Raw genomic sequence first — 11907 nt, forward strand, 5'->3', positions numbered from 1 at the left:
GTAATTCCTATCCAGAATAAGTATAGAAGAGAATTATTAGAAGGGAGCACAGCATTTATACTATGCTGCAGTATAACCGAAACTATATTAGACTTGCTGTTAATGCGGCAATTTACTTTTCCGGACATCAGAGTCCAATACGAATGCTGCTGAAGAAATCTTTGTTAATGTTGAAGTAATAGGGATCAGGAACCCCCACAGAACATTAAGTTTAAACTTTGGAAAGTATAAACTTAAGTATAAAACATGATCAATAAAGGGGCCTAGCCGATTAATGACTTTGACAACAAGCTACAATGAGCTGGGTAGGCTATATAAAAACAAAAAGGGCTTAGCATGTGCTAAGCCCTTCTCTTATGGTCAAAAGTAAATTACTTTACTTTATCAACGATGCTTTTGAAAGCTTCCGGGTGGTTCATCGCCAGGTCAGCAAGTACTTTGCGGTTAAGGTCGATATTAGCCTTTTTAAGGGCACCCATTAACTGCGAGTAAGACATGCCATGCTCACGTGCACCTGCATTGATACGCTGAATCCACAACGCTCTGAAGTCTCTCTTTTTCGCTTTTCTGTCACGGTATGCATAAAGCAAACCTTTTTCAATTGCGTTTTTCGCAACTGTCCAGACATTCTTGCGACGGCCAAAGTAACCTTTGGCCATTTTCATCATTTTTTTTCTTCTGTGTCGTGCTGCTACGACGTTTACCGATCTAGGCATTTCTTTAAAGTTTTGGCGGCTGGTGACATTTTCATGCTTAAAAAACCAGGCACCGGGTTCGTACTAAATTAACCTTACTAATTCCGAAGAATTAGATTTGAAGCATAAGCTTCACTCTTACCGTGTCAGCTGTGCTAACAAGGCCTGCATGCGTTAAATTACGCTTCTGCTTAGTCGTCTTCTTGGTCAGGATGTGGCTTTTGTAAGCGTGCTTACGCTTAATTTTGCCAGTACCTGTCAAAGAAAAACGCTTCTTTGCACCAGATTTAGTTTTTACTTTTGGCATGTGTATATAATTAATTAAACAAATTACTTTTTAACCGGAGCTGCAACTTTTGGCGCAAGAATCAGGAACATTCTCTTTCCTTCCAGCTTAGGCAGTTGTTCTACCTTCGCTACGTCTTCCAGTGCCTGAGCAAACTTAAGCAACAAAATCTCGCCTCTTTCTTTGAACACGATGGTTCTACCAACAAAGTGTACATAAGACTTGATCTTGAAACCACTTTCCAGGAAAGCTTTTGCATGCTTCATCTTGAATTCGAAGTCGTGATCATCCGTGTTCGGACCGAAACGAATTTCTTTGATTACCACTTTCTGCGCTTTCGCCTTCATTTCGCGCGTTTTTTTCTTCTGCTCATACTTGAATTTTGAGTAGTCGATAATGCGGCAAACAGGCGGAACTGCAGTAGGCGAAATCTCAACCAGATCCAGGTTTTGTTCGTTGGCCATTTGTTGGGCCACGCGAACCGGATAGACACCTTGCTCTACATTGTCACCAACTAGCCTGACCTCTCTGGCAGTTATTTTATCATTGACTTTGTACGGCTCTTCCACCTTTCCTCGTGGGATGTAGCGCTTATTTGGCGTAGCTATAGTTTTACCTCCTTAATTAAATTTCACAATTAGGCTGCGAATATCGCAATTAATCTATCAAGAAAAAAATATCTTTCCTTAATTGTTTAACATCTCGGCTATTTTAGCCTTGAATGTTTGGATGAATTCATCCACTGGCATGGTGCCAAGATCGCCTTCCCCGTGCTTACGCACCGATAGGGCATTCTCTTCCTGCTCCTTCTCTCCTACGATCAGCATGTAAGGCACTTTGCGAACCTCCGCATCGCGTATCTTACGGCCAATTTTCTCATCGCGGTTGTCTATAAAACCACGGATGTCTTCCTGCTGCAGGCGTTCGTATACCTGCTGCGCAAAATCCTGGTACTTCTCAGAGATAGGAAGTATGGCAAACTGCTCCGGGCTTAACCACAATGGGAAATTACCGCCACAGTGCTCAATAAGTACAGCTACGAAACGCTCCAGTGAGCCAAACGGCGCACGGTGGATCATTACTGGGCGGTGCTTGGCATTATCTGCACCAATGTATTCCAACTGGAAGCGTTCTGGTAAGTTATAATCTACCTGAATAGTTCCCAACTGCCACTTACGTCCCAAAGCATCCTTCACCATAAAGTCGAGCTTAGGTCCGTAAAACGCAGCCTCGCCCAGTTCGGTTACAGTACGTAAACCTTTCTCAGTGGCAGCTTCAATAATTGCGCTTTCGGCTTTCTCCCATGCTTCGTCGGCACCAATATACTTGGCTTTATTTTCCGGATCGCGCAGGGAGATCTGGGCAGTATAGTCTTCGAACCCAAGTGCTTTAAATACATAAAGCACCAGGTCAATTACCTTGATAAACTCTTCTTTTACCTGATCAGGCCGGCAGAAAATGTGTGCATCATCCTGGGTAAAGCCACGAACACGGGTTAAGCCATGCAGCTCACCGCTTTGCTCGTAACGGTAAACGGTACCAAACTCTGCCAGGCGCACCGGCAGCTCCTTATAAGAGCGCGGACGTGTTTTATAGATCTCGCAGTGGTGCGGGCAGTTCATCGGCTTCAGGAAGAACTCCTCGCCTTCGTTCGGCGTTTTAATTGGCTGGAATGAATCTGCTCCATACTTTTCGTAATGGCCTGAAGTTACATAAAGCTCTTTGCTGGCGATATGTGGCGTTACTACCGGCTGGTAACCTGCACGCATCTGGGCCTTGCGCATAAACTGTTCCAGGCGCTCGCGCAGCAAAGTTCCTTTTGGCAACCACAACGGTAAACCCATGCCAACTTTTTCAGAGAAAGCAAATAACTCCAGCTCTTTCCCCAGTTTGCGGTGGTCGCGTTTTTTAGCTTCTTCCAGGCGCTCCAGGTATTCGCTCAGTTCCTTTTGTTTTGGGAAAGTGATCGCATAGATACGGGTAAGCTGCTTGCTTTTTTCATCGCCGCGCCAGTAAGCACCGGCAACGTTCATTAGTTTGGCAGCCTTTATAACACCAGTATTCGGGATGTGCGGCCCACGGCAAAGGTCTACGAAGTTACCCTGTGAATAGAAAGTAATACTTCCATCTTCAAGGTCCTTTAACAGGTCCAGTTTATACTCATCGCCTTTTTCAGTGAAGTAGGCAATGGCATCGGCTTTAGAGATTTCCTGACGCTTATACTCGCTTTTATTACGGGCAAGTTCCAGCATCTTCTGCTCGACTTTGGCGAAATCATCCTGCGAAAAAGTTCGCTCGCCCAGATCTACATCATAGTAGAAACCATTTTCTATCGGCGGACCAATGCCGAATTTAATGCCAGGATATAGTTCTTCCAGCGCCTCCGCCAGCAGGTGCGCAGAAGAGTGCCAGAATGTATTCTTCCCTAAATCATCGTTCCAGGTGAGTAACTGCACCGTCGCATCTTCCTGTATCGGGCGCGAAAGGTCCCAGACAGTATCGTTTACTTTTACGGCTAACACATTACGCGCTAAGCCTTCGCTGATGCTTGTTGCAATCTCAAGGCCTGTTACACCCTTTTCATACTGGCGAACAGAGCCATCTGGCAATGTGATGTTGATCATGTATATTTTAATTTACGTTTACTCAATGATTACTGGCTGCACGCTGGTTGTATCGGCTGCAGGCCGTTGCAATTTACTTTTAAGGCGCCTGATGCTGCCATAAGCAAATGTATAATTCGGATCCCTGGCAAGAATACGCTGGTACTGTTCCAACGCTTTCAGGTATTGCCCGGTTCGTTCGTAACTACCTGCTAAAACAGCATTATACTTTAACAGATGCTCGTAACCCGGCGCTTTGAGCAAGTGCGAAATAGCCGCCTCGTTTTCGCCCATAATATAAGCCCGCAACCCTAATTTATAATGTGCACCCTGCAACGTATCGGCTATACTTATTGCCCTGTTAAAGAACGCATGCGCACTATCCGGTTTTTGCTCGCCCAGGTATAACAAACCTCTGTAATACCAGAGCAAGCCATCCTTAGGAGCTGCCCTTTGAGCCTTTGTCAGGTAAGAACGTGCTGTAACATAATCCTTCTGGGCAACTAGTATTCCGGCTAATTCGCGTTTAGGCTCCATAAATTCCGGTGACTGGTCTAATGCTAATCTATAGTTACGAACCGCTCTAACTGTGTCGTTTGCCGCTTCTGCTAACCGCCCCTGGTAGTATAAAGCAAATTCATCTGTTGGAGATAGCTCCAGTGCTTTCCGGATATATACCCTTGATTGCGCATAATCCTTTTGCTTCAGGTATAACTCCCCAAGCAAAACATATAGCGATGTATTCTGGTCGGAATTTCGTTCTGCCTGTAATGCAAGCGGCAAGGCTTCTTGTTCGCGGCCTAATAAACGTAATGCCTGAGCTTTTACAAAAAGTGCCGACGGATGATTTTTTGTCAGCTTTACCGCTTCGTTTGCATCAGCAAGTGCCTCGTTATAGGATCCTTTTTTTAAAAGAACCATAGCACGACGCGTATACAAACTTCCATCGCGTTTAGAGCGGGCAATAGCTTCGTTAAGGTTTTCCAGTTGCTTATCCGGGTTGTCTTCAACCTTCTGCAAATCTACCATCTGCTCTCTGTTGCCCTCGTTCAGGCTACAGCCCGAAACCATAACCACCACTAGCACCAGCAAAAATAAAGCGCGCACATTCATGAGATATAGTTTATACTTTGGGCAAGCCTGCCACAGCTTTGTAGCGCTAAATTATAGATTATTATCTTAAATAGCGAAATACCTGCACGATTGCCTTCCATAGATTTTAAAAACAAAGAAGCCTGCAACCAAAAAGGATACAGGCTTCTTTTATACTTTATGCTGACAATCAGTTTTTCATGTGTTGCTGAAGCATGATTTTGCAGCGCCTGCTTAGTTCCAGTTCCTCTTTCGTATCAAGGTTCACCGTCAGTGCCTGCTCCAGGGTATTCACGCATGCTTCGCTATCCTTAAGCTCATCATAAATGGTAGCTAAATCGTAGTAATACCTGATATTTTGTGGGTTATACTTAATAGCCATTTTCATAGCTTCTACAGCATCAGCATTTAACGGACGCTCGCATACACCGCCAAAAAACAGTTTGGAGGCTGCTACTTCAGCAAAATTGAGGTTTGCCATTTTAAAATACCAGCGACCAAGTAAATGCCACGCGCCTGCATGCTCGTTGTTACAAGCCAGTGCGGCATCCAGAAAAGATTTAACCTGGTTAGTTACTGCCAAACGCTGTCTTGGCCCCGACATCATGGCTGAACAGGCCAGTGATAAAGCCATCACATAATTTGATTCCGCATCAGCCGGGTTAAGCTCGTAAGCTTGTGTGGCATATTGTTTTGCTTTTGCGTAGTGATTCAGCTTGCGGGTATCATCGGTGAAACGGTCGCCGATACGGCTGTGCAGGAAACTTGCCCTGCAAAGTGCCTCGTAGTTTTCAGGAGAAGCAGACAAAACCTGCTCGTAAACTTTTAAAGCCTCTACATCCTTGTAATTAACAAGCAATTCTTCCGCTTTACGCAATAACTGCTCATTGCCTGAAGTGGCAGCTGCCTCAAAAGCAGGCAGCCCCATTCCAAACATTAAGATCAATAATATTGCTTTAAAAAGTCGTTTCATTTTGAGTGCTTCACTAAACAAAGTACAGAAACAAAAAGACTTATGCAAATTTATTGCTTCGGGTTAAAACAGGTTTAGCTGTTTTTTCTTCTTTAGCGCTTCTTTTTCTGTATCCTTATCTACTTCATTCTCTACGGCAACTACAGCATCAGGTTGAGTTCCGCTTGCACGGGCAGCTTCCTCAGCCAACTCCTTCAGCTCAGATGGCAGCGTAACAGGTTCACGCTTAGCGGCAGCTTTCTTTGCTTTCGGCTTATCTTCCTCATACTCTACCACTTCCTGCTTCGGCACTGTCACATCAAATATCTTGAAGTAATTGAGCTTATTACCCATAGCTTTCCAGCCTTTTACATCAATAAATTCGCTTAACAGAATCTTCTCAGATTCCTTGTCGCCACGCAGGCTACGCTTGAATTTGATCTCAGCCAGTGGCTCCGGATGTGTAGATACGGCTTCCAGCCTGGAGTTCTTGCTTTCCGAAATGAAGGTGAATTTCTTACTAACCGTAGAAGTTTCGATCTTGAAACGTTTCACATAGTAGGTTTTATTGTCACCTTCGTAGTAAATCGTTGAAACAACCAGTTCCGGATCAAACTTCTGCAGCACCTTGATCTTCTCTACTGTATAGTGGTTGCTCAGGTCAAATGTGGTTTGCTCGTACGTACCATCCTCGTAGATCACAAGTATAGTATCCTCGGTATTAAACGAACCCAAGTAACGTCCACGACCTTCTGTGTTCAGTCGACCAATCACTTCATCGTAGAAGATCTCACGTCCACCTAAGGTAGAATCGCCCAGGCTCTTCTGCACCACTTTTTTGATCGGGTACTTGGTTACAATATTACCGTTAGAGCCTTTGCCTTTAATCATCAACTCCGCAAAGTCGAAATCAAACTGTTTGTTGCGGGCCGTAGACTGTGGCGACAAGGTTATACTTACCACTTCCGATTCAGAGTTCGGGTTAGCCGTCAGGTAGTGTACCTTAGAGTTCTTCTCTCCTTTCGTCAAGTCGTACTCCTTATCACGGGTGATGGATTTCACAGCAAAGCGTTTCGCAAACGAAATACCGGTCTTACCATCCACATAGATCATGTTGTAGACCATGTGCTCGTCGTTCTTGTTATAAACGCCAGCCATGATGATATCTTTCCCTACGAAAGTCTTGTCTGCTACTTTGGTTACCGTGAACTTGCCGTCTTTACGGAACACAATAATGTCGTCCATATCAGAGCAGTCGCACACAAACTCGTCTTTGCGCAGGCTGGTACCAATAAAGCCATCTTTGGCATTCATGTATAGCTTCTGGTTGGCAATGGCAACCTTCTGTGCCGTAATTACATCAAAGGTTTTGATCTGTGTTTTACGATCACGGCCCTGGCCATACTTCTTTAGTAAGCCTTCAAAGTATGCAATGGCATAACGAATCAGGTTAGCCAGGTTATCATCCACCTCAGCCATTTCCTCTTCCAGCTTGTTGATGTATTCATCAGCTTTGAAAGAGTCATACTTAGAGATACGCTTGATACGGATCTCCGTCAGGCGGATAATATCGTCTTGTGTTACTTCACGACGGAGTAGCTTTTTGAACGGATCAAGTCCTTTGTCGATAGCTTCCAGTACAGCCTCCCAGGTTTCGCATTCTTCGATGTCGCGGTAAATGCGGTTCTCGATAAAGATCTTCTCTAGCGACGAGTAGTGCCACTTATCTTCCAGTTCACCTTTACGGATTTCCAGCTCACGCTTCAGCAAGTCTACTGTTTTAAAAGTAGAAATACGAAGCAACTCATCCACGCTCAGGAAGTGCGGCTTATCGTCAATAATTACACAGGTGTTTGGCGAGATAGACACTTCGCAATCCGTGAAAGCGTACAGTGCATCCATCGTTAAATCCGGAGAAACACCCGGCGGCAACTGCACCTGTATCTCTACATCAGCAGCCGTGTTATCGATCACCTTCTTGATCTTGATCTTGTTGTTCTCGCTCGCTTTCACGATCGATTCCATCAGACCAGTAGTCGTAATTCCATAAGGCACATCACGGATGATGAGCATGGTCTTGTCTACTTTCTCAATCGTAGCACGCACACGGATCTTACCACCGCGCATACCATTGTTATAGTTGGTCACGTCTACCATACCACCGTTCGGGAAGTCTGGTAATAAGGTAGTGCTACGGCCTTTCAGTACATCGATAGAGCCTTTCAGCAACTCCTTAAAGTTGTGGGGCATTATCTTCGTAGATAAACCTACGGCTATACCTTCCACACCCTGCGCAAGCAAAAGCGGGAATTTAACAGGCAATGTTACCGGCTCGTTTTTACGACCGTCATAACTCAACTGCCAAAGCGTTGTCTGCGGATTGAATACCACATCCAAAGCAAACTTGGAAAGACGTGCTTCAATGTAACGTGGTGCCGCCGCACTGTCGCCGGTACGAACATCACCCCAGTTACCCTGTGTTTCGATCAGCAAGTCTTTCTGACCCAGGTTTACCATCGCATCGCCAATAGAAGCGTCGCCATGCGGATGGTACTGCATGGTCTGACCAATAACATTGGCCACCTTGTTAAAGCGACCATCATCCATCTCTTTCATGGCGTGCAGAATACGGCGCTGCACTGGTTTTAAGCCATCTTCGATAGCTGGTACCGCACGCTCCAGAATTACATAAGAAGCATAGTCGAGAAACCAGTTTTCGTATAATCCGGAGACAGGCGTAACGTTATGAATAACTTCTTCTTCGCCATCTGTAAACGCAACTTCCAGTTCCTCTTCTTCGTGATGGTGCAATTCTTCGTTTATATCGTCGTTATGCATAAATTTCTTCAACTATGTCTTTCTCAATCTTCAAATTCTCGATGATGAACTGCTGACGTTCCGGCGTGTTCTTGCCCATATAGTAGTTCAACATTTTCTGGATCGTGGTATCCTTCTGCAAAATCACCGGCTTCAGTTTGATGTTGTCGCCAATGAACTTGCCAAACTCTTCCGGCGAGATCTCTCCCAACCCTTTGAATCGGGTAATCTCAGGGCGCTTGCCCAGTTTCTGTATCGCTTCCTGCTTCTCGGTTTCGTTGTAGCAATAGATCGTTTCTTTCTTGTTGCGCACACGGAACAATGGAGTTTCCAGGATATACACGTGGCCGTTACGCACCAGATCCGGGAAAAACTGCAGGAAGAAGGTAAGCAGCAACAAACGTATGTGCATACCATCAACGTCGGCATCTGTAGCAATTACTACGCGGTTGTAACGCAGACCTTCCAGACCTTCTTCAATGTTCAGGGCGTGCTGCAGCAGGTTAAATTCCTCGTTTTCGTACACTACCTTTTTCTTCATACCGAAGCAGTTCAGCGGCTTACCTCTTAAACTAAAAACGGCTTCTGTATCAACGCTGCGTGATTTGGTGATAGAACCACTCGCGGAGTCACCTTCTGTTATAAAGAGCGTAGAAAGAAGTGTTTTCTCGTGCTTGTCTTCATTAAAATGCAGGCGGCAGTCGCGCAGCTTACGGTTGTGCAGGTTGGCCTTTTTAGCACGCTGGTTAGCCAGTTTTTTAACACCGGCCATATCCTTACGCTCACGCTCACTCTGCTCAATGCGCTTCTTCAGCGCTTCGGCTGTAGTCGGGTTCTTGTGCAGGTAGTTATCAAGCGCTTCTTTGATAAAGTCATTGATGTAGGCACGCACTGCAGGACCATCCGGTCCCATTTCAATGGAACCTAGTTTTGTCTTCGTCTGAGACTCAAACACCGGCTCCTGCACACGCAGTGAGATAGCACCTATAATAGAGCCACGGATATCCGCAGCATCGTAATCCTTTTTAAAGAAATCACGCACCGTTTTAACAACCGCTTCCCGGAAAGCAGCTAAGTGCGTACCACCCATGGTAGTGTACTGACCGTTCACGAAAGAATAATACTCCTCGCCATAGTCGTTACCGTGTGTTAGTGCCAGCTCGATATCCGGTCCTTTCAGGTGGATGATCGGGTAGCGCATGCTTTCTTCGTCGGCTTTGTTACGCAGCAGGTCCAATAGACCATTTTCTGAATAAAACTTTTTACCGTTGAAGTTTATAGTTAAGCCAGCGTTCAGGTAAACATAATTCCAGATCTGATTCTCCAGATACTCCAGGTTAAACTGGTAGTTTTTAAAGATGGTATCGTCCGGGGTAAACGTAGTAAGCGTACCGTTACGCTGCGAAGAATCCTGTAATTCAAAATCTTCTGTAAGCACACCGCGTTCAAATTCAGCAGCTTTCATCTTTCCATCACGAACCGACTGAATACGGAAATGGCTGGAAAGGGCGTTCACCGCCTTTGTACCCACACCGTTCAGACCAACTGATTTCTGGAAAGCTTTGCTGTCGTATTTACCACCGGTGTTAATCTTACTAACGCAGTCGATCACTTTACCCAGTGGAATACCACGGCCATAGTCACGCACTTGTACCTTATGGTCTGAAATTTTGATGTCGATGGTTTTACCAAAACCCATCACGTGTTCATCGATGGAGTTATCGATTACTTCTTTCACCAAAATATAAATACCGTCATCGGCCGAAGAACCGTCTCCAAGCTTGCCGATGTACATACCAGGGCGCAACCTGATGTGCTCGCGCGGCTCCAGCGAGCGAATGCTGTCTTCGTTATAATTGTGTTCTAACTCTGCCATTATGTAAGCGTAAGTGTAGTTGTGTTAGTAAAATCAATCGGAAATATAGAAAATTAAAAGGCTATTGACACAATTTTAGTTCAGTGCCTTGGTTTTCTGAAAACATTTGAGCCTTTATTTGCTAATTTTTTTAGCTTTCAATACAAGACTAAATCCTTTATTTATAAAGCTACAAGTATAAAACCAACTATACAAAGGTGTAGTTCATTTCTGAAGCAGGTTTTCAAAAATAAAATCAACTAATTTATTTAGCAAATTTATATATTATTTTTAATATACTTGCAGCTATACTTTAGCAAATTTAAAGTATAAGTTAGGGCAACAAAAGAAGCGTATTGAGAACAAATTAACCCGATGGAAATAAAATTACCTGCTTACTTTAAGTATACTGTTATACTGCTGGGCCTGCTGCTGTTAATGTATGTACTGGAGACATTTAAACCGGTACTGATGCCACTTGCATTTGCGGGGCTCTTTGCATTGTTGCTGCTTCCCATTACCCGTAAATTAGAAATGTGGCGCTTACCACGCGCAATTGCCATACTTTGCAGTCTTATACTTATCATCATTATTCTAGTGCTTCTTATCTGGTTCCTGTCATCGCAGCTTATCAGCCTGACTTCGGAGCTGGAAACTATAGAAGAAAACTTTGATAAGCTGCTGGCAAATGTACAGGAATTCCTTTACCACAAATTTGGCATCGTACCGTCAAACAAAGGAGAACTGATCAGGACGGCAATCGGTAATGTGAGGGAATATGCTACCTCGCTAGTTGGCGGCACTATTTCTACTACCACCGGAGCCCTGAGCCTTATTACCATTATACCCATTTTCATTTTCTGCTTTCTGTATTACCGCGACCACCTGCAGCAATTCATGTTTCGGTTTGTGGCCAAGGACCGTCGAAGCAATATTATGCAAACCCTAGAAAACATACAGCGCGTAGTTCAGAGCTATATTTCCGGTCTAATGATCGTCATTATCATCGTATCCATTCTCAACTCGATTGGCTTACTCTTTTTAGGAATAAAGTATGCTATCTTTTTTGGGGTATTTGCTTCTATACTTACCATTATACCTTACATCGGTATATTAATCGGCTCTATGCTGCCAGCCTTATTCACGCTGGCATCTACGGGCAATTACATTGATGCCTTGCTGGTAATCGGTGTTTTCACGTTTGTGCAGTTTCTGGAAGGTAATTTTATCACACCGTTTATAGTTGGCTCAAAGGTAAGTATAAACCCGTTTGCGGCTATAGTGGCTTTGCTGATTGGCGGGGAAGTATGGGGAGCTGCAGGCATGATCATTTCCATACCTGTAATTGCCACGATTAAAGTTATTTTTGATGCCTATGAGCCGATGCAACCTTTTGGTTTTTTACTGGCTGATATAGATGATATTAAAACCGGACCATCGAGCCGATTCAAGAAAATTTTCGATAACCTGCGCGATAAAGCAAAGCGTAAAGGAAAAGAAAATGCTTAAGCTTTTACTAAAGCTTTTCGCAATAATAAGCAGCTGATACAATTTGAAACGTATTGCTAAAAATATTGGTTTACAGGAAGTATGCTTTCGGTATGACC

9 protein-coding genes are annotated in these 11907 nt (G+C 44.3%); 1 reads left to right on the plus strand and 8 read right to left on the minus strand.

What is annotated here, in order from left to right; all coding sequences use genetic code 11:
- Positions 1-371: 371 nt before the first annotated feature.
- The 8 genes from rplT to LWP20_RS11260 form a co-directional block, all read right to left on the minus strand.
- A complete protein-coding gene (gene rplT / locus LWP20_RS11225) occupies positions 372-716 on the minus strand; it encodes a 50S ribosomal protein L20 (protein WP_007656428.1) in 345 nt (114 codons plus the stop codon).
- A 91-nt stretch (positions 717-807) separates the two neighbouring features.
- On the minus strand, positions 808-1002 hold the full coding sequence (rpmI, locus tag LWP20_RS11230; RefSeq protein WP_242928234.1) for a 50S ribosomal protein L35: 195 nt from the start codon (positions 1000-1002) through the stop codon (positions 808-810).
- A gap of 23 nt (positions 1003-1025) precedes the next feature.
- Positions 1026-1550, minus strand: coding sequence for a translation initiation factor IF-3 (gene infC / locus LWP20_RS11235; protein WP_242928235.1), 525 nt, complete (start codon positions 1548-1550; stop codon positions 1026-1028).
- A 117-nt stretch (positions 1551-1667) separates the two neighbouring features.
- A complete protein-coding gene (thrS, locus tag LWP20_RS11240) occupies positions 1668-3605 on the minus strand; it encodes a threonine--tRNA ligase (protein ID WP_242928236.1) in 1938 nt (645 codons plus the stop codon).
- A gap of 18 nt (positions 3606-3623) precedes the next feature.
- Entirely contained in the window at positions 3624-4697 is a 1074-nt protein-coding gene (locus tag LWP20_RS11245) for a tetratricopeptide repeat protein (RefSeq protein ID WP_242928237.1), read from the minus strand.
- A gap of 169 nt (positions 4698-4866) precedes the next feature.
- Positions 4867-5649 carry a tetratricopeptide repeat protein gene (locus LWP20_RS11250; RefSeq protein ID WP_242928238.1) on the minus strand — a complete coding sequence of 261 codons (783 nt, stop codon included), beginning with the start codon at positions 5647-5649 and terminating at the stop codon, positions 4867-4869.
- A 63-nt stretch (positions 5650-5712) separates the two neighbouring features.
- Positions 5713-8466 (minus strand): DNA gyrase/topoisomerase IV subunit A, encoded by a 2754-nt coding sequence (locus LWP20_RS11255; RefSeq protein WP_242928239.1) that lies wholly within the window; start codon positions 8464-8466, stop codon positions 5713-5715.
- Complete coding sequence (locus tag LWP20_RS11260; RefSeq protein WP_242928240.1) at positions 8459-10321, minus strand: DNA topoisomerase IV subunit B; 1863 nt, start codon at positions 10319-10321, stop codon at positions 8459-8461. Before LWP20_RS11260 ends, LWP20_RS11255 begins: the two co-directional genes overlap by 8 nt.
- A gap of 354 nt (positions 10322-10675) precedes the next feature.
- Between LWP20_RS11260 and LWP20_RS11265 the strand changes: the two genes are divergently transcribed.
- Positions 10676-11809 carry an AI-2E family transporter gene (locus tag LWP20_RS11265; RefSeq protein ID WP_242928241.1) on the plus strand — a complete coding sequence of 378 codons (1134 nt, stop codon included), beginning with the start codon at positions 10676-10678 and terminating at the stop codon, positions 11807-11809.
- Positions 11810-11907: the final 98 nt, after the last annotated feature.

This window comes from Pontibacter vulgaris, assembly GCF_022758145.1.
Classification (GTDB): Bacteria; Bacteroidota; Bacteroidia; order Cytophagales; family Hymenobacteraceae; genus Pontibacter; species Pontibacter vulgaris.